We start from the raw sequence: 18677 nt of genomic DNA, 5'->3' as shown, positions 1-18677 counted from the left end.
TTCGAGCGTCTGCAGCGGCAACGCGAATCCTTCGGCCTGGAGAACGACGGCGTTTCGGAGAGCGACACCCCGGCCATCGCGCGCCGGGTCGATGCCGTGATCCAGAGTGGTGACACGCTCGCCTCCGCGCTGGCCAAGGCCGGCGCCGACAATGTCAGTGCGCACAATGCCTCCCGCGCCCTGGCCAAGCTGACCGACCTCCGGCGCCTGCGGCCCGGGCAGCATCTGACCATCCTGTTCGACGGCAACAACGACCTGCTGGCGGAGGTGCGCATTCAGGAGAATGTCGAGCGCACCGTCATCGCGCATCGCGACATCGAGGGGCTGGACAGCGAGGAAGCGGCCAAGGCTGCCTTTGACGGCCGGGAGGACCTGCGGGAGTTCGAGCAGGAACTGGTCCGCGGTCGCGGCGTGATCGAGGATTCGCTGTTCCTTGCCGCAGACCGGGCCGGCCTGGAACATGAGGTGCTGATCGAGCTCATTCGCATCTTCAGCTTCGACGTCGATTTCCAGCGCGAGATCAGGACCGGCGATTCGTTCGAACTGGTCTATGAGCGTTTCGTTGACGAGAACGGCAACGTCGCCAAGACAGGTCAGGTGCTCGCTGCCTCGCTGACTCTCTCCGGCAAGCCCCTCACCTACTACCACTTCCATCCGAAGGGTGAGCCGCGCGCCGACTACTTCAACGCCAAGGGCCAGAGCGTGCGCAAGACTCTGATGCGGACGCCGATCGACGGGGCCCGGCTGTCATCGGGCTTCGGCAAGCGCAAGCATCCGATTCTCGGCTATACCCGGATGCACAAGGGTACCGACTTCGCCGCCCCGCGCGGTACGCCGATCAAGGCCGCCGGTGACGGTGTCATCGACTACATCGGGACCAAGGGCAGCTACGGCCGCTACATCCGCATCCGCCACAATGGTGAATATTCCACCGCCTACGCGCACATGCGCGGCTATCGCCGCGGGCTGAAGAAGAACAGCCGCGTCACGCAGGGCCAGATCATCGGCTACGTCGGGACCAGCGGGCGCTCCACCGGTCCGCATCTGCATTATGAAGTGCTCAAGAACGGGCAGCAGGTGAACCCGCTGTCGATCAAGCTGCCCACCGGCATCAAGCTGGCGGGCGCCAACCTGAAAGCCTTCCTGGCCTACCGGGAGGAGATGGACACCAGGGCAGCCACCCTGCCCTGGCTGGACGAGATCGCCGCGCGGGAACTGCCGGTCGGGGAAACGGTCGCTACCAAGTAGCAACCCGCCGCCGGACACCGCATTCCCGTGACGAACCGCTGATGAAGGGAACCACAGCCATGCTGGACACTGAAACCATCGAGGCGTTCCGGCGCGACGGCGTGGTGGTGCTGAAGGGGGCCGCCGACGCGCACTGGCTGGCACGGCTGCGCGAGGCGGTGGAGCAGAACATCGCCAGCCCCGGACCGTTCGGCAAGGTCTACACGCCGGAGGGAGCGGACGGCTTCTACTTCGGTGACTACTGCAACTGGGACCGGATCGACGGCTATCGCGCCTTCGTGCGGGAGAGCGGCATCGCGGAGAAGGTCGCGGCCCTGTTCGGCAGCAGGAAGGTGAACCTGTTCCACGAGCATGTGCTGGTGAAGGACCCGGGCACCCAGACCGCCACCCCCTGGCATCATGACCAGCCGTACTGGACCGTTGACGGCGACCAGGTGGGATCGACCTGGGTGGCGCTGGACCCGGTACCGGCAGACGTGACCATGACCTTCGTCGCCGGTTCGCACCTTTCAGGCGTCCACTATCGCCCGCGCTATTTCCTGAACCAGCGCGATTACGAGGATCATGACGGCCCGTCCGTGCCGGACATCGATGCCCATCCGGAAGACTATCGCATTCTCAGCTTCGCGGTGGAGCCGGGGGACGCCATCGCCTTCCACGCCCGCACCCTGCATGGCGCACCCGGCAATCGCGGACAGCATCGCCGCCGCGCCGTGGCCTTCCGCTGGACCGGCGACGATGCCCGTTTCGCCCGCCGCAAGGGCCAGATGTCACCGCCCTTTCCCGACGTGGGGCTGGAACCCGGCGACCCGATGGATTGCCCGACCTTCCCCGTGGTCTGGCCGCCCGAGCAGCAGACCATCCCCGCATGAGCCTGTTCGAACGGCTGAAGGCGGACACGGCGGCGGACTGGCAGGCCTATACCCATCACCCCTTCGTCGCCGGAATGGCGGACGGCAGCCTGCCCCAGGCGGCATTCCGGCACTATCTGGTGCAGGACTACCTGTTCCTGATCCAGTTCGCGCGTGCCTATGCACTTGCCGTCTACAAGTCCGGCAGCCTGGCCGACATGCGCGCCGCGGCGGAGACCATGAACGGCATCCTGAACACGGAGATGCAGCTCCACATCGGCTATTGCGCCGGGTACGGCATCGCGGAGCACGAGATGGAGCAGGCCGCCGAGGCCCCCGAATGCACCGCCTATACCCGCTTCGTGCTGGAGGCCGGGATGGCCGGCGACATCCTGGACCTGCATGTCGCCCTGTCCCCCTGTGTCATCGGCTATGGCGAGATCGGGGCGCGACTGGCCGCCGACCCGGCAACGAAACGGGCGGACAACCCCTATCTGAGCTGGATCGAGATGTATTCCGGCGACGACTATGCCGGTGTCATAACCGGTGCCGCCGCCCACCTGGACAGGCTGGGCAGGGAGCGGCTGACAGAGGCGCGCTATCCGAAACTGGCGCAGCTGTTCGCCACCGCCACCCGGCTGGAAGCGGACTTCTGGTCCATGGGCCTGCGCGCGGTCTGAGCGCGCTGGCGCGGGGGGATTCATCCGCTGACCGTGCCTGCCCTCTCCCCCTCCCGCCCCCCCCACGGGATCATCTTCATGGGGTGTCGGGAGGGGGAGAGGGCAGGCACGGTCCACAGACAACCCGACCACACGTGACATTCGCACGCGTGACAAGCCTGTCATGGCGCTGTAATCCCCACGTTCCAACCGATCCTACGTGCAACAAGGCCATCACCATGTCGTCGCTCAGAGAACTCGCGGAAGAATCCAACGCCTGGCCGTTCCAGGAAGCGCGGAAACTGCTGCAGCGCTACGAGAACCGCGCCAACGACAAGGGCCATATCCTGTTCGAGACCGGATACGGCCCCTCCGGCCTGCCGCACATCGGCACCTTCGGGGAGGTGGCGCGCACCACCATGGTGCGCCATGCCTTCTCCTGCCTGTCGGACGTGCCGACCCGGCTGATTGCCTTTTCCGACGACATGGACGGGCTGCGCAAGGTGCCGGGCAATGTGCCGAACCGGGAGATGATGGAACAGCACATCGGCAAGCCGCTGACCGAGGTTCCGGACCCTTTCGGCACGCACGAGAGCTTCGGTCATCACAACAATGCGCGGCTGCGGGCCTTCCTGGATGCCTTCGGGTTCGACTACGAGTTCCGGTCCGCCACCGACTGCTATCGCGCCGGTGAATTCGACGAGGTGGCGACGCTGTTCCTGCAGCATCACGAGGAGATCGTGAACGTCATCCTGCCGACACTGGGGCCGGAGCGGCGGGCGACCTACAGCCCCTTCCTGCCCATCGACCCGGACACGCGCCAGGTGCTGATGGTACCGATCCGGGAAGTGCATCCGGAGCGCGGCACCATCGTCTATGAGCGCGCCGACGGAAAGATGGTGGAGACCGGCGTCACCGGCGGCCAGGTGAAGATGCAGTGGAAGGCCGACTGGGCCATGCGCTGGCGCGCGCTGGGCGTGGACTACGAGATGGCGGGCAAGGACCTGATCGACTCCGTGCGCCTGTCAGGCCGCATCTGCCGCATCCTGGGCGGCACCCCGCCGGAGGGCTTCAATTACGAGCTGTTCCTGGACGAGGAAGGCAAGAAGATCTCCAAGACCACCGGCAATGGCCTGACCATTGACGAATGGCTGACCTACGCCAGCCCGGAGAGCCTGTCGCTGTTCATGTTCCAGCAGCCGCGCCGGGCCAAGCGGCTGCACTTCGATGTCATCCCGAAGACCGTCGACGACTATCTGACCCACAAGGCGAAGTTCCCCGAAGAGGATCCGGCGAAGCAGATCCAGAACCCGGTCTGGCACATTCACGAGGGCAAGCCACCGAGTGACGCCGCGCCGGTGGGCTTCGGCATGCTGCTGAATCTGGCCAGCGTCTGCAATACGGAGGACAAGGCGGTGCTCTGGGGCTTCATCACCCGCTACGCCCCCGATGCCACGCCGGAAACCAACCCGATGCTGGACAGCCTTGTCGGCTATGCCCTGAACTACTTCCGCGACTTCGTGAAGCCGGAGAAGCAGTTCCGCGATCCGACAGCGCAGGAACGCGCGGCGCTGCAGGACCTGGCCAACCGGTTCCGTGACCTGCCGGCCGAGAGCGATGCGACCGAGATCCAGAATCTGGTCTATACGGTCGGCAAGGACCACGGTTTCGAGAACCTGCGCGACTGGTTCGGCACCCTCTACGAGGTCCTGTTCGGCCAGAGCCAGGGTCCCCGCTTCGGCAGTTTCGTCGCCCTCTATGGCCTGCCCGAAAGCATCACCCTGATCGAGGACGCCCTGGCCCGCGAGACGGCCCAGGGGCGGTAGCGGCAGCACGTCCCGACGGGCTGCTGTATCCCTCTCGAACGCGGAAGGCTGGATGCCCGGGTCAAGCCCGGGCAAGGCCTCTGTAGGGTGGTTTGTCCGGTCGAACTCTCCCCCCACCACGCCGCTCGCGGGCTTGATCCGCGAGCCCAGGTCTCGGCAAGGCATCGAACCAGCCTGCACGATCCCCGGACTGTGGCTATGAGCCGACCCCGGAGCGACACGCTGGGTACCCGGGTCAAGCCCGGGTACGACGTCTGTGGGGTGAGGGGGTGAGTTCCAATGGCACACGGCCAAAAAACAAGGGGCGCGGCAGTTTGTGCTGCCGCGCCCCCGATATTCGATCAGTGCTGTCGCCGGATCAGACTTTGGTGAACTCCGCGAGGCTGTTCAGCATGTCTTCGAGCTGGCTGAGGCGTTCCTCGGAGGCCTGGCGGTCCTCGTCGGAGCGGGCATCCTCGATGTCCTCACGCGTGTCGGCGATTTCCTGCTCCAGGTGACTGCGGTCCAGATCGGCCATCGGGATCGCCGTCTCGGCCAGCACCGTGAAGGTGTCCAGCGCGACCTCGGCAAAACCACCGGCGACGAAGAAGCGTTCCGAGGGCTTGTCCGTATTGTCGACATAGACGTCCACCGCGCCGGGGCGCAGGGTGGAGACCACCGGCATGTGACCGGGCAGGACGGCGAAATCGCCTTCCGTCCCCGGCACCACGATCATGTCGACCTCCATGGAGGTCAGCAATCGCGCGGGCGATACCAGTTCGAACTGGATTCTGTCGGCCAAGGCTGTGGCTCCCGTTTGCTAATCTTCTACGCGGCTCGGAAAACGTCCGGTCAGGCCGCTTCCGCTGCCAGCTTCTTCGCCTTCTCGATGGCTTCGTCGATCGTGCCCACCATGTAGAAGGCATTCTCGGGCAGGTCATCGTGCTTGCCGGCCAGGATCTCGCTGAAGCCGCGAATGGTTTCCTCAAGCTGCACGAACACACCCGGGGAGCCGGTGAAGACTTCCGCGACGTGGAACGGCTGCGACAGGAACCGCTGGATCTTGCGAGCGCGGGCGACGGACAGCTTGTCCTCTTCCGACAGTTCGTCCATGCCCAGAATGGCGATGATGTCCTGCAGTGCCTTGTAGCGCTGCAGCACTTCCTGCACCTGGCGGGCGGTCTCGTAATGCTCGTCACCCACAACGCGCGGGTCGAGAATGCGCGAGGTCGAGTCGAGCGGATCCACCGCCGGGTAGATGCCCAGTTCCGCAATCTGGCGCGACAGCACCGTGGTGGCGTCCAGATGGGCGAAGGAGGTGGCAGGCGCCGGGTCGGTCAGATCGTCGGCAGGCACGTAAATGGCCTGCACGGACGTGATCGAGCCCTTGTTGGTCGAGGTGATGCGTTCCTGCAGCCCGCCCATGTCGGTGGCCAGCGTCGGCTGATAACCCACGGCGGACGGAATGCGGCCCAGCAGCGCGGACACTTCCGAACCGGCCTGGGTGAAACGGAAGATGTTGTCCACGAAGAACAGCACGTCCTGGCCTTCCTGGTCACGGAAATATTCCGCCAGCGTCAGGCCGGTCAGGGCAACCCGCGAACGCGCGCCCGGCGGCTCGTTCATCTGGCCGTACACCAGTGCCGCCTTGGAGTTGCCGCCTTCCAGGTCGATAACGCCGGACTCGATCATCTCGTGATAGAGGTCGTTACCCTCACGGGTGCGCTCGCCCACACCGGCGAAGACCGAATAGCCGCCGTGGCCCTTCGCGACGTTGTTGATCAGTTCCATGATCAGCACGGTCTTGCCCACGCCGGCACCGCCGAACAGGCCGACCTTGCCGCCCTTGGAGTAGGGAGCCAGCAGGTCGACGACCTTGATGCCCGTGACCAGCACTTCGGTTTCCGTCGCCTGGTCAGCGAAGCTCGGCGCCTCCGCATGGATCGGCGCGGTCTGCTTGGTGTTGACCTCACCGCGTTCGTCGATGGGCTCACCGACGACATTGATGATGCGGCCCAGCGTCTCCGGTCCGACAGGCACCTGGATCGCGGAGCCCGTGTCCGTGACTTCCTGGCCACGCACCATGCCCTCGGTCGCGTCCATCGCGATGGTGCGGACGGTACGCTCACCCAGATGCTGGGCAACCTCCAGCACCAGGCGCTTGCCATTCAGTTCCGTATGCAGGGCGTTCAGGATCGCGGGCAGATGCTCGCCGAACTGTACGTCCACGACAGCGCCGATAACCTGGGTCACCTTGCCGACAACATTGGTAGCCATTTTTTTCCGCTCCCGATTTCCCGAAGGGAAAGTCCTTGATTCGTTGCGTCTCGCCTAGAGCGCTTCCGCACCCGAGATGATCTCGATCAGTTCCGTGGTGATCGCCGCCTGGCGCTGCCTGTTGTAGATCAGCGTCAGCTTGTCGATCATGTCCCCCGCATTGCGGGTTGCATTGTCCATCGCCGTCATCCGCGCACCCTGTTCGGAGGCGCTGTTTTCCAGCAATGCCTTGAAGATCTGCACCGCGACGTTGCGTGGCAGCAGCGCGCGCAGGATGTCTTCCTCGTCCGGCTCGTAGGTATAGACCGCGCCGTCCAGATCAGGCTCCTCGACATCTGCCGCGACCTGGGCCGGGATCAGCTGCGCCACCGTCGGCACCTGGGCCAGAACGGATTCGAACCTGGAATAGGCGAGGTGGCAGACGTCAAAGGCGCCATCCTCGTACATGGCCAGCACCTTCTGCGCGACGGGCTGGGCATGTTCGAAGCCCAGGCTGCGCACACCGGCAAACTCGATCGTCTCGATGATCAGGCTGCCATGCTGGCGACGCAGCGCATCGCGCCCCTTGCGTCCGACGCAGAGGATCTGGACGTCCTTGCCGGCCTGCTGCAGCTCGGCGATCTTCGCCCGTGCCGCCTTGACGATGTTGGTGTTGAAACCACCACATAGGCCGCGTTCGGCGGTCGCGACAATGATCAGATGCTTCTGGTCACTGCCCGTGCCGGCCAGCAGCGCAGGCGCATCGTCACGGCCCGCCATGCCGGACGCCAGCGTGCCGATGACACGCTCCATCCGCACTGCATATGGCCTGGACGCCTCAACGGCGTCCTGCGCGCGGCGCAGCTTCGCCGCGGCGACCATGTTCATGGCCTTGGTGATCTTCTGCGTCGACTTGACCGAAGAGATCCGGCCACGCAGGGCTTTGAGATTTGCCATTGGCTATCTTCTCCGACCCGGTCCGGTTTCCTCAGGCAAACGTCTTGGCGAAATCGCCGAGAATGGTCTTCAGTTTCTCTGCCGTCTCGTCGGACAGGGCACCTGAATTCTCGATATCATCCAGCACGGCCTGATGCTTTGCATGCATCTCGTCGATCAGCGACGCCTCGAAGTCCGTCACCTTGGCGGTGTCGATGCCGTCGAGGAAGCCGTTCACACCGGCGAAGATCGAAACCACCTGCTCCGACACGCTCATCGGCGAGAACTGGGCCTGCTTCAGCAGTTCCGTCAGACGCGCGCCACGATTCAGCAGACGCTGGGTGGAGGCATCAAGGTCGGAACCGAACTGGGCGAACGCGGCCATCTCACGATACTGCGCCAGTTCCAGCTTGATCGAGCCGGAAACCTTCTTCATCGCCTTGGTCTGCGCGGCGGAACCCACACGGCTGACCGACAGGCCGACGTTGATGGCCGGACGGACGCCCTGGTAGAACAGGTCCGTCTCCAGGAAGATCTGGCCGTCGGTGATGGAAATGACGTTCGTCGGAATGAAGGCCGACACGTCACCGCCCTGGGTCTCGATGACCGGCAGTGCCGTCAGGGAGCCGTTACCGGCATCATCACCCATCTTCGCCGCACGCTCCAGCAGGCGGCTATGGAGGTAGAAGACGTCACCCGGGTAGGCTTCACGTCCCGGCGGGCGGCGAAGCAGCAGCGACATCTGGCGATAGGCAACAGCCTGCTTCGACAGATCATCATAGACGATCACGGCATGCATGCCGTTGTCGCGGAAGAACTCACCCATGGTGCAGCCGGTGTAGGGCGCCAGGAACTGCAGCGGGGCAGGCTCCGACGCCGTCGCGGCGACCACGATGGAATATTCCATGGCACCGGCTTCTTCCAGCGCCTTCACCACCTGCGCGACAGTCGAGCGCTTCTGCCCGATCGCAACGTAGATGCAGTAGAGCTTCTTCGATTCGTCGTCGCCGGCGTTGATGCCCTTCTGATTGATGAAGGTATCGATGGCAACGGCGGTCTTGCCGGTCTGGCGGTCACCAATGATCAGCTCGCGCTGGCCACGGCCGACAGGCACCAGGGCGTCCAGCGCCTTCAGGCCGGTCTGCATCGGCTCATGCACCGACTTGCGCGGGATGATGCCGGGCGCCTTCACCTCGACGCGGCTGCGCGTGACATCCTCCAGCGGGCCCTTGCCGTCGATCGGATTGCCGAGACCGTCAACCACACGACCCAGCAGACCGCGCCCGACGGGCACGTCCACGATGGTGCCGAGGCGCTTGACCGTATCGCCTTCCTTGATCTGCTGGTCGGACCCGAAGATCACGACGCCGACGTTGTCGCTTTCCAGGTTCAGGGCCATGCCCTTGATCCCGTTGGGGAACTCGACCATCTCACCGGCCTGGACGTTGTCCAGTCCATAGACGCGGGCGATACCGTCGCCGACGGCAAGCACCTGGCCGACTTCGGAAACGTCGGCCTCAGTGCCGAAGTTCGCAATCTGGCCCTTGAGAATGTCGGAAATTTCGGCGGCGCGGATGTCCATCATCCAACCCCTTTCATCGCAAGTCGGAGACCCTGGAGTTTCGTCGCCAGGCTGAAGTCGATCATGCGGGAGCCGATGCGTACGACCATCCCGCCAATCAATGCTTCATCTACCCTGGTTTCGATGTTGATATCGCGGCCCATGGCGCTCTTCAGCGTTGCCGCAATCTTGTCCTGCTGTGCGTCGGTCAGGGCTGTGGCAGCGGTGACTTCGGCCACCACCTCGCCCCGGAAATCCGCCAGCAGCGCATTGTAGGTTCGTATCATCGGCGACAGGGCAAACAGTCGCCTGTTCTGCGCCACCACACCGATGAAATTGCGCACCAGCGCACTGATGCCTGCGGCATCCAGTACCGCCAGCATCGCCTTGCCCTGTTGAGTCCGGTCAAGAACGGGAGAGAGCACGACCCTGCGCAGGTCCTCACTCTCATCCAGAAGAGCCTGCACCTGCGCGAGATCATCCCGCACCTGGTCCAATGCCTTCTGCTCGTTCGCCATTTCGAACAGGGCTTTCGCGTATCGTCCGGCTATGCCGGTTGCAACAGACGTATCGCCAGCCAAGAAACGGTCCTCGAAGGTTCAGGGGCGTCAGGCCGTACCGACCCCCTCGGTCAATACAAAAGCCCGCAGGCCCGCGGTTCCCAGACATGAGCGCACGGCCGACGGAGACCATCGACCCAACGAACGGGCGGTTCCTACCATGGTGTCTTGAAACCCGGCAACGACGAATCTTTGCGGCATTCTGTCCCAAAATCGCAACAAGGGGCCGCGCAGGGCGCAGAACCGGGCTTCCGGGGCGGTTTCCTCTCCCCGGAAATAGGTCAAAGAAAAGACTGCGGGTCCACGTCGATGGCCAGTCGGGCCTTGCCGGGCAGGCGAAAACCGTCGAGCCAGCGCGTCAGGAATCGCTGCAGGGGCTGCCCGTGCCGGCTGACGATCAGGAACCGGAACCGGTGCCGTCCGCGTACGACGGCAATCGGTGCGGGGGCCGGTCCCAGCACGCGGATGCCGCTTTCGACACTTGTGGCCGGGATACGCCGCGCCAGCGCCGTGGCCAGATCCTGCGCCTGCGGCCTTTCCGGCGCGGAGAGGATCAGCGCCGCCAGCCGCCCGAACGGCGGCATGCCCGCCGCCTGCCGCGCGGCCATCTCCGCCGCCACGAATCCCGCCGAGTCATGCGCCGCCAGCGCCTTGAAGACCGGCGCATCCGGCTGGTGGGTCTGGATCAGCGCCCGACCGGGCCGTTCCTCCCGACCGGCACGACCGGAAACCTGATGCAGCAACTGCCAGGTCCGCTCCCCCGCCCTGAGGTCGCCGCCCGCCAGCCCCAGGTCCGCGTCAACCACGCCGACCAGGGTCAGATGCGGGAAATGGTGGCCCTTGGCGACGATCTGGGTGCCGATCAGCAGATCGACCTCCCGCCGCGCCATGGCACCGATGATCTCCGCCGCCGCCGCTGGCCCGGTGACGAGGTCGCTGGTCATCAGGGCGACGCGGGCATCGGGGAAGACGGTCTTCGCCTCCTCCGCCAGGCGTTCCACGCCCGGGCCGCAGGCCTTCAGGCTGTCCGTGTCCCCGCACTTGGGACAGACCGCAGGGCGCCGCACCTCGTGGCCGCAGTGATGGCACTGCAACCGCCCGAGATAGCGATGCTCGACCAGCCAGGCCGTGCAGTGCGGGCACTGGATACGGTGCCCGCAGGTATTGCACAGCGTCAGCGGCGCGTAGCCCCGCCGGTTCAGGAACAGCAGGGCCTGCTCCCCGGCGGCCAGGGTTTCCTGCACCGCCTGTTCCAGCCTGCCCCCGATCCAGCGGCCGCTCGGCGGGCGGTCATGGCACATGTCCACGATCTCAACCGTCGGCAGTTCGGCGGCACCATAGCGTCGCGCCAGCTTCTGGTGGCCGTAACGGCCGGCCTGGACATTGGCCAGCGTCTCCAGGGAAGGCGTGGCGGACGAGAGAATGACCGGCAACGCCCCTATGGAGCCACGCAGCACCGCCATGTCGCGGGCGTGGTAGTGCAGCCCGTCCTCCTGCTTGAAGGAGCCGTCATGCTCTTCATCGACGATGATCAGACCGAGATCACGGCAGGGCAGGAACAGGGCGGAGCGGGCGCCGACGATGATCCGCGCCCGCCCCGAGACCACATCACGCATGGCGCTGCGCCGGTCCCGGTCTGACAGGCCGGAATGCCAGGCCGTGGGGGCAGCGCCGAATCGGTCGGCGAAACGGCTCAGTATCTGCTGTGTCAGCGCGATCTCCGGCAGCAGCACCAGCACCTGCCGGCCCTGTCGCAGGGCCTCCGCCACCGCCTCACAATAGACTTCGGTCTTGCCCGCGCCGGTCACACCTTCCAGCAGGGTGGCGGTGAAGCCCTGCCCCACGGCCTGCCTCAGCGCATCGGCAGCACGCGCCTGATCGGCGGCCAGTTCGGGAACGGAAAAATCCGGATCCGGCTGCGCCAGGTCAGCCGGCGCCACCTGTTCGAAGGCCTGCAGCGCCCCCTTCTCCACCAGCCCGCGCACGACGGAGATGCCGACCCCGGCAATCTCCGCCAGGTCCCTTGCGGTTCGGGGCGGCCCCTCCGCCGCCAGTTCAAGCACCCGGCGGCGCGCCGGGGTCATGCGGTCCGGTTCGGCGTCGGTCAGCCGATGCACGATGCGGGGCCGCGGCGGACGCAGCAGGCTGAAGCGGCGCAGGACAATGGACATCACATCCCCCGGCGGGCGCAGGTAGTAGCGGGCGACCCAATCGACGAAGCGGCGCATGTGGGCATCCAGCGCGGGGAGTTCGGGAACGGTTTCCAGAACCGGCTTCAGCCGCGCCGTGTCGGTGACCGCATCACCGGTCTCCGGGTCCGGGTCCCAGACCACCCCCACCATCTCCCGCGGGCCCAGCGGCACCCGGACCAGCGTGCCGGGCAGCGGTGCCTGCATGCCCGGCGGCACCAGATAGTCGTAGGGCGCACCCAGCGGCAAGGGCAGCAGGACGCGGACCCGCGGCAAGTGCGAATCCGGGGTTTCCGATGCTGTCTCCGGCTGCCGGGCGGGGGGTTTCATATTCTGCCAACTCAGGGATAATCAGCGAATCAGGGCCGAATCGCGTCGGGCCTCACGTGCGATATCGCAAGGTAGCAGGAATCATGAAGTTTTTTGTCGACAGCGCCGACATTGATGCCATTCGGGAACTGAACGACACCGGACTGGTCGATGGCGTCACCACCAATCCGTCCCTGATCGCCAAGAGCGGACGGGATTTCGTTCAGGTGGTGACGGAGATCGCGGCACTGGTCGATGGCCCCGTATCCGCCGAAGTCACCGCCACCGATGCGCCGACAATGATCGCCGAAGGCCGCAAGCTGGCGAAGATCGCGGACAATATCGCGGTCAAGGTGCCGCTGACCATGGACGGCCTGAAGACCTGCAAGGTGCTGACGGGGGAAGGCACCATGGTGAATGTCACCCTGTGCTTTTCCGCCAACCAGGCGCTGCTGGCCGCCAAGGCCGGCGCAACCTTCATCTCCCCCTTCGTCGGGCGGCTGGATGATCTGGGTCAGGATGGCATGCAGCTGATCGCGGACATCATCGAGATCTACGACAACTACACCTTCGAGACGGAAGTGCTGGTCGCCTCCGTGCGCCACCCCGTGCACGTTCTTGAATCGGCCCGCCTTGGTGCGGATGTGGTCACCCTGCCGCCGGACGTTCTGAAGAAGCTCGCCGACCATCCGCTGACCGACAAGGGACTGGCGGCGTTCCTGGCCGACTGGCAGGGCACCGGCCAGTCGATCCTGGGTCCCGAGACCAAGGCGGTCTGAGGCATGGCCCGTTCCAGCGGCAAGACCAGTGGCGAAGACACCCTGACTGACGCCACGGTCGTGGCTCACCTGCAGCAGAATCCGGATTTCCTGCTGCGCCATCCGGAGCTGGTCCGGCTGCTGACCCCGCCGTCCCGCTTCGATGCGGCAGGGGAATCCGACAGCGTCGTCGACATGCAGGGGTTCATGGTCAGCCGTCTGCAGTCCGATCTCGCGCGGGTCCGCGACAATCACGATGCGCTGATCAGTTCCGCGCGCTCCAACCTGTCCAGCCAGGATCAGGTGCACCGTTCGGTACTGGCGGTGCTGGATGCGCGCGACTTCGCGCACTTCATCAATATCGTCACCAACGAACTGCCGCTGATCCTGGATGTCGACACGGTGACACTCTGTGTCGAGAGCGATGGCCACGACGGGCCCAGCGCGACACCTGGTGTACGTGCCATGCCCCGGGGCGCGGTCGACCGCCTGCTGGGCGACGACACCCGAATCCTGCTGCGAGACCGGGTCAGTGACGCCGAGGTCGTGCATGGCCCTGCCGCCGGGCTGGTTGCCTCCGACGCGCTGGCCCGCCTGGCGGTGAGCACGAAGGCACCGCTGGCCCTGCTGGCCATCGGCTGTCGCCAGCCGGACCGGTTTCACAGCGGCCAGGGAACGGAGCTGCTCGGCTTCCTGGCCGGCGTACTGGAACGCTGCCTCGGACGCTGGCTCGACCTGCCAGCGGGGTAAGGGAGTTTTCTTGCCGACCCCCGCCTGCCCTCTCCCCCTCCCGACCACCCGTTCAGGATAATCCCGTGGGTGGTCGGGAGGGGGAGAGGGCAGGCCGGGACCCACAAACGACTCAGGACAGATCATGTTTCATGCGGCGCGACAGGACTGGATCCGGTGGCTGACCGATGAGCGGCGCGCGGCACCCAACACGATCAAGGCCTATGAGAGCGATCTGGATGACTTCGCCGACTTCATGGGAACGCACCTGGGCGAAAGGCTGGATGCGGCGGCGCTGGCCGGTCTGCGCCATTCGGACTTCCGCGCCTGGATCGCCGCCCGGCGGCGACGGGGCCTCGGTGCCGCGACCAATGCCCGTGCCATTTCGGCCATCCGCAGCTTCTTCCGGCGGCTGGACAGGCAGGGCCTGGTTCACAATGCGACCGCCCTGTCCCTGCAGGCCCCGAAGAAGCCTCACCGGACCCCCAGGGCCATCACACCCGAACAGGCACTCGACCTGGTCGCGGCACCGGTCAGCGCGGGCGGCGCCACCGACTGGCAGGCAGCGCGGGACCATGCCGTGCTCTGCCTGCTCTACGGGGCGGGCCTGCGCATTTCGGAGGTACTGGCATTGCGGGTAAGCGATGCCCCCCTGCCGCGCACCCTTCGCATCACCGGCAAGGGCAACAAGACCCGTGTCGTACCGATCCTCTCCACCCTGCGCGATGCGGTCGAGACCGCGCGTCAGGCCTGCCCCCACGCCGAAAGACCTGACCGCAGCCTGTTCGTCGGTGCACGCGGCGGCCCATTGCGGCCGGAGACCGTACAGACCGCAATCCGCCGATTGCGGGGCAGCCTCGGCCTGCCTGATTCCGTGACGCCGCATGCCCTGCGCCACAGCTTCGCCACGCACCTGCTGGGGGCGGGCGCGGACCTGCGCAGCATCCAGGAACTGCTGGGCCACGCCTCCCTCTCCACCACGCAGATCTACACGGAAGTGGATACGGAAAGCCTCTACAGCACCTACAGCCGGGCCAGGAAGGCCGCGGCAAGCAGCACCTGAACGGCAGCCATCGCCACCTGTGCCACATTTTTTGCCGCAGTCAGCCCTGCCACGCATTGCCAACCCGACCTCAATGGCTATAGTCCGCCGCCGCAGGAGGGATGGCCGAGCGGTTTAAGGCGCACGCCTGGAAAGCGTGTTGGGTGCAAGCCCTCGGGGGTTCGAATCCCCCTCCCTCCGCCATTTTGCCTATCTAAACATTTGATATTAAACAATAATTGAATTTTATTTTGGGACATAACCACAAATCTGCGCACAAATAAGCTTCCGGCATAGCTTCAGCCCGGTCCAAGACCCGACCGCCCCTTGCGTCTTGATGCCGTGCGGATGATGCGTCTGGTATAATGGCCTGTCACATAGCTATTCGGCAGGTTGCAGCTTCATGGTGATTGTCTTCATGATCCGGTCCGTTTCGGACAGGATTTTCAGGATGCGCTGGTAGTGCTTCACGTCATCGAAACTTAGGGCGTGGCCCTTGCGATCCTTCAGCCATTTCTGGGCGGGCTGGTAGCCCCCGATGTAGAAACCCCATGAGACTTCGGGCGCGGCGTCGAAATACTGGGTGGCGTTGATCCAGACGCGGCCATCCTCGAACCTGGGCCGGTCCACCACGTTGTCGCCGCTACCGGTGAAGGCGAACGGCGTCGGGCCGATGGTGGCCGGGTCCATCAGGTGCAGCTTGCGCAGCGCGGTGCCCTTGGCCGACACGGCCCAGAACTCGTCCGGGCTTGTGGGCCATGGAATGCGGGGGAAGTCGGTCTTCAGGAACTCGGCATAGGTCTCGCGGTAGGCGGGACAGTGCAGGACGCCATAGATGTAATCGAAGACGGCTATCTCGTCCGGAGTGCCCTTGTCAGGGTGTGCAGCCATCTCTTGCAGGCGTTTGTAGAGCTTGCGGTCGAAGTTCACCAAGCGTGTCTGGTCGAGGTCTTGATTGTCGGGATGGAGGTAGAGGGGAAGGAGATATCCTCTTTCCTTTGTTCTATTCGAAACGTAGCTGTCATCGACGATTCCGCAAGTGATGAACGCATGTTCCCAACTTGGGACCGCACTTTGGCGGCAGATCACCAAGCCGAGGTTTAGGCCCGTCTGCATGTGACGCATATGCTCGAACCGCCCCCAATCCACCATGTCCTGGCGGTAGAGAATCGCGCGGGTGTCGAAGGGGCGGTAGGCGGTTGATGTGATATCCGAGGCCCAGTCCGCGCTTTGAAGCGCAGTGCGAGCGGCAGGGAGCTTCCATCCGCGAGAGTCGCCGGGCGGGTATTTTCCAGCTTTCTTGTTCGGAAAAAACTCTGCACGAACCTGATCGTCGGTTTTGGCAGGATCGGCGAAGCGTGTGATCCTATCCTTGAGACCTTGCTTGGTGAAGTCGATCACAAGGCCATCCTTGGCCGTCACAATGCCGGTAACATTGGCGGGCATGAATTCGGCTATTCCGAAGCCCTTACAGTAGACTGCGTTCAGGGTGTGATCGCGTGGCACAAGAGCGTATTGGGGGGCTTTACAGTCGATCCGCTCGGTGACGGGCGTTCCAATCCGGCCAGCTTCCAGGCTGGCATATTTCCCCGCGCGTGTGCCCCAGAGATCGCCGTGCCAGACCTCGGCCAATCCCTTTTTCTTCTGACCTGTCTTGACTGCAATGATGATCGCCACGCCTTGCTGGATGTCGAAGACGTTCCTGTCGGGCTTGCCTTCGGGCGTGACCTCTTTCTTCTTGGCGTTGCCATGCAGGTCAAGGACGTGAATGCGGTCGAAGGTGTTCAGCAGATGCCAGCGCATTCCACGGAAGGTTGGATTGTCGAGGTAGCCATGGTTGGAGATGAAGCCAAGGATGCCCTCTCCGTTCCTCTCGATCAGGCTCTCTGACAGGCGGATGAACTTCACATAGTCGTCTTGCAGCCAGTGCTTGCGCTCGCCGAAGTGAACCCCATCGACGTATTTGTAGTCCTCGATCAGGCTGGTGATCCAATCGCCCATGTTTTGCGAGATGCCCGAATAAGGCGGATTCCCGATCACGCACATGATGGGCATGTCGCGCTTGATGCTGTTGGCTCCCTTGGCCTCCCGTGAGAGCCATTGTGTGAAGGGAAGCGTCTGGTTGGCCGGTTCGCCTTCCTCAAGGCTGTTGGTCAAATAGACTGAGAGGCGCGGCGGGGTGTTTGTCGGCTTGTAGCCCAGTTCGGTCAGGATCATGTCCAGCTTCATGTGGCACATGGCATAAGACGCCATCAGCAGCTCGAAACCGTGCAGGCGCGGGATCAGGTCGTTTTCAATGTAGCTGGACCACATACCGGGTGCGACACCCTGAATCTTGGGGGCGATCTGCTTGATGACCTCGGCCAGAAATGTGCCTGTTCCGGTTGCGGGATCGAGGATCTGGACGCGATGCACTTCGCGCTTTTCTATGGCCTTCTTGCCATCCTTCCTGAGCTTCCCCGCCTTTGTCATGGCCGTTTGGCCAGTATCCCAGTCAATTGTCACCTTGGACGTATCGGCCAGGCCATCCGTCAGGCCAAATTCGGTTTGCAGCACTTCATCGACCGCTCGAACGATGAAATTGACCACAGGTTCGGGGGTGTACCAGACACCGCGCGCCTTGCGTTTGGCCGGGTTGTAGGCAGCAAGGAAGGTTTCGTAGAAGTGCAGGAACGGGTCGTTCTGGCCTGTCAGTTTGCCAAAACCTTGCATGATCTTCGCGACGTCACACGCCTGAAAGACGCGGGCCAGATCGTCGATGATCCAGGCAATCCGGTCGTCGAGGTCATGACCTGCAACGTAGCCGAAGAGCGAGCGCAGGAATGGATTTGATTTCGGCAGAAGCTCCAGCGCTTCCTGACGACTGAAGGTGTCGAGCGTTTTATCGTGAAGCCGAGCCGCAAACATACCGTAGGCAATGGTCTCAGCGTAGATATCGGCGAAATCTTCAGCAGTGATGTCGTGTATCAGATTTTCCTTGAATGCCCGATACTGCGCGGCAAGCTCGGTCCGGAAGTCTGTATCTTCGCGGAGGGTGTTGCTCAGAACGTCTTTGATCAGGTTGGCCTTGCCAGCCATTCTTTCCGCAAGGTCCTTTGGAGATGTTATGGTCTGCGGCTTCTGCGCGATGAAATCGCGAAGCAAGTTTTCAAGGGCGGGAAACTGATCGGGCCTCGCTACGATGCCCGTGACGAGATCGGCAATGGTGACCGATGCCAGAAGCTCACCGTCGCGGTAGAAGTCCCAGTCTAGTCCATTCGAATAGATCAGGTTCGGAAGCGCCGCGCGATACCTTTCCTGTTGTGCCTTGTTGGCGTCTTTCATGCCCCGGATAGGGATGTGAAGGTCCTTGGCTTCCAGATGACCTATGACGATCTCGCCCTGCGAGACAATGAAATCAGGCGCGCCACATTTGACGCGTTTCGGCTCATTCAATCCCGTTGCGTCCAAGTCGGCAAACAGGCGCTCGAAGGCTGAACGATAGGAATGTTCCGTTGCCTGACCAGTCGCATGGATGGTCTCTATCCGGGTAATGAAGTCAGATACGATTGTCATCCGGCAAAGCCCCAAAGTTCGTTTTCTCAGTGTTGCAAGGCGAGGCCACGCTGCAAGTTCGTCGTGTTCGTGGCTTTGGTGGATCGCAAACAAACGACAACAGCCAAAGGATGCAAAGTAGAATCGAAGCGCGCCTGGCCGTTGTCCAGTTCATCGAGGGCTGGTGCAATCCACTCCACGCGACATTCCGCCCTCGGCTACCAGTCACCCGTCAGCTAC

Annotated in this window: 14 protein-coding genes and 1 tRNA gene (1 of these 15 only partly in view); 8 read left to right on the top strand and 7 right to left on the bottom strand. The window is 63.9% G+C overall.

Annotated elements, in window-relative coordinates; all coding sequences use genetic code 11:
• From QGV54_RS19690 to QGV54_RS19675, 4 genes are all read left to right on the top strand, one after another.
• Nucleotides 1-1248 carry the 3' portion of a peptidoglycan DD-metalloendopeptidase family protein gene (locus QGV54_RS19690; protein ID WP_281018951.1) on the top strand. The gene continues 210 nt to the left of window position 1, outside the view, so the window shows 1248 of its 1458 coding nt (coding positions 211-1458); the start codon falls outside the window, past its left edge; the stop codon is at nt 1246-1248.
• A gap of 59 nt (nt 1249-1307) precedes the next feature.
• Nucleotides 1308-2120: a phytanoyl-CoA dioxygenase family protein gene (locus QGV54_RS19685; RefSeq protein ID WP_281018952.1), complete on the top strand. Its 813-nt coding sequence runs from the start codon at nt 1308-1310 to the stop codon at nt 2118-2120.
• Nucleotides 2117-2779: a thiaminase II gene (tenA, locus tag QGV54_RS19680; protein ID WP_281018953.1), complete on the top strand. Its 663-nt coding sequence runs from the start codon at nt 2117-2119 to the stop codon at nt 2777-2779. The genes QGV54_RS19685 and tenA overlap by 4 nt, the downstream gene beginning before the upstream one ends.
• 218 nt (nt 2780-2997) lie before the next feature.
• Nucleotides 2998-4584: a lysine--tRNA ligase gene (locus QGV54_RS19675; RefSeq protein ID WP_281018954.1), complete on the top strand. Its 1587-nt coding sequence runs from the start codon at nt 2998-3000 to the stop codon at nt 4582-4584.
• A gap of 358 nt (nt 4585-4942) precedes the next feature.
• On the opposite strand, the gene QGV54_RS19670 is transcribed toward QGV54_RS19675, so the two are convergent.
• The 6 genes from QGV54_RS19670 to QGV54_RS19645 all read right to left on the bottom strand — a co-directional run bounded on the left by QGV54_RS19670 (nt 4943) and on the right by QGV54_RS19645 (nt 12341).
• Nucleotides 4943-5365, bottom strand: coding sequence for a F0F1 ATP synthase subunit epsilon (locus QGV54_RS19670; protein ID WP_281018955.1), 423 nt, complete (start codon nt 5363-5365; stop codon nt 4943-4945).
• Nucleotides 5366-5415: 50 nt separating this feature from the next.
• Entirely contained in the window at nt 5416-6840 is a 1425-nt protein-coding gene (gene atpD, locus QGV54_RS19665; RefSeq protein ID WP_281018956.1) for a F0F1 ATP synthase subunit beta, read from the bottom strand.
• A gap of 54 nt (nt 6841-6894) precedes the next feature.
• Nucleotides 6895-7776 (bottom strand): F0F1 ATP synthase subunit gamma, encoded by an 882-nt coding sequence (locus QGV54_RS19660; protein WP_281018957.1) that lies wholly within the window; start codon nt 7774-7776, stop codon nt 6895-6897.
• Nucleotides 7777-7807: 31 nt separating this feature from the next.
• Nucleotides 7808-9337 (bottom strand): F0F1 ATP synthase subunit alpha, encoded by a 1530-nt coding sequence (gene atpA / locus QGV54_RS19655; RefSeq protein ID WP_348637667.1) that lies wholly within the window; start codon nt 9335-9337, stop codon nt 7808-7810.
• On the bottom strand, nt 9337-9897 hold the full coding sequence (locus tag QGV54_RS19650) for a F0F1 ATP synthase subunit delta (protein ID WP_281018959.1): 561 nt from the start codon (nt 9895-9897) through the stop codon (nt 9337-9339). Before QGV54_RS19650 ends, atpA begins: the two co-directional genes overlap by 1 nt.
• A gap of 260 nt (nt 9898-10157) precedes the next feature.
• Nucleotides 10158-12341, bottom strand: a complete 2184-nt coding sequence (locus QGV54_RS19645; RefSeq protein ID WP_281018960.1) for a primosomal protein N' — start codon at nt 12339-12341, stop codon at nt 10158-10160.
• 137 nt (nt 12342-12478) lie between these two features.
• Between QGV54_RS19645 and fsa the strand changes: the two genes are divergently transcribed.
• From fsa to QGV54_RS19625, 4 genes are all read left to right on the top strand, one after another.
• Nucleotides 12479-13153 (top strand): fructose-6-phosphate aldolase, encoded by a 675-nt coding sequence (gene fsa / locus QGV54_RS19640; protein WP_281018961.1) that lies wholly within the window; start codon nt 12479-12481, stop codon nt 13151-13153.
• Nucleotides 13154-13156: 3 nt separating this feature from the next.
• Nucleotides 13157-13882 carry a DUF484 family protein gene (locus QGV54_RS19635; RefSeq protein ID WP_281018962.1) on the top strand — a complete coding sequence of 242 codons (726 nt, stop codon included), beginning with the start codon at nt 13157-13159 and terminating at the stop codon, nt 13880-13882.
• Between the two features lie 124 nt (nt 13883-14006).
• Nucleotides 14007-14924 carry a tyrosine recombinase XerC gene (locus tag QGV54_RS19630; RefSeq protein ID WP_281020024.1) on the top strand — a complete coding sequence of 306 codons (918 nt, stop codon included), beginning with the start codon at nt 14007-14009 and terminating at the stop codon, nt 14922-14924.
• Nucleotides 14925-15019: 95 nt separating this feature from the next.
• A tRNA-Ser gene (locus QGV54_RS19625) sits at nt 15020-15107 on the top strand.
• A 177-nt stretch (nt 15108-15284) separates the two neighbouring features.
• On the opposite strand, the gene QGV54_RS19620 is transcribed toward QGV54_RS19625, so the two are convergent.
• On the bottom strand, nt 15285-18458 hold the full coding sequence (locus tag QGV54_RS19620) for a type ISP restriction/modification enzyme (RefSeq protein ID WP_281020023.1): 3174 nt from the start codon (nt 18456-18458) through the stop codon (nt 15285-15287).
• Between the last annotated feature and the right edge of the window lie 219 nt (nt 18459-18677).

Source organism: Minwuia sp. IMCC3060, assembly GCF_029909435.1.
GTDB lineage: Bacteria > Pseudomonadota > Alphaproteobacteria > Minwuiales > Minwuiaceae > Minwuia.
Note: the sequence above shows the minus strand (reverse complement) of the source record. Positions and strands in the feature narration are given on the sequence as shown.

Coding starts and splice junctions, on each gene's coding strand:
- QGV54_RS19685 (WP_281018952.1), top strand. CDS start 1,308: ATGCTGGACACTGAAACCATCGAGGCGTTCCGGCGCGACGGCGTGGTG.
- tenA (WP_281018953.1), top strand. CDS start 2,117: ATGAGCCTGTTCGAACGGCTGAAGGCGGACACGGCGGCGGACTGGCAG.
- QGV54_RS19675 (WP_281018954.1), top strand. CDS start 2,998: ATGTCGTCGCTCAGAGAACTCGCGGAAGAATCCAACGCCTGGCCGTTC.
- atpD (WP_281018956.1), bottom strand. CDS start 6,840: ATGGCTACCAATGTTGTCGGCAAGGTGACCCAGGTTATCGGCGCTGTC.
- QGV54_RS19660 (WP_281018957.1), bottom strand. CDS start 7,776: ATGGCAAATCTCAAAGCCCTGCGTGGCCGGATCTCTTCGGTCAAGTCG.
- atpA (WP_348637667.1), bottom strand. CDS start 9,337: ATGGACATCCGCGCCGCCGAAATTTCCGACATTCTCAAGGGCCAGATT.
- fsa (WP_281018961.1), top strand. CDS start 12,479: ATGAAGTTTTTTGTCGACAGCGCCGACATTGATGCCATTCGGGAACTG.
- QGV54_RS19635 (WP_281018962.1), top strand. CDS start 13,157: ATGGCCCGTTCCAGCGGCAAGACCAGTGGCGAAGACACCCTGACTGAC.
- QGV54_RS19630 (WP_281020024.1), top strand. CDS start 14,007: ATGTTTCATGCGGCGCGACAGGACTGGATCCGGTGGCTGACCGATGAG.
- QGV54_RS19620 (WP_281020023.1), bottom strand. CDS start 18,458: ATGACAATCGTATCTGACTTCATTACCCGGATAGAGACCATCCATGCG.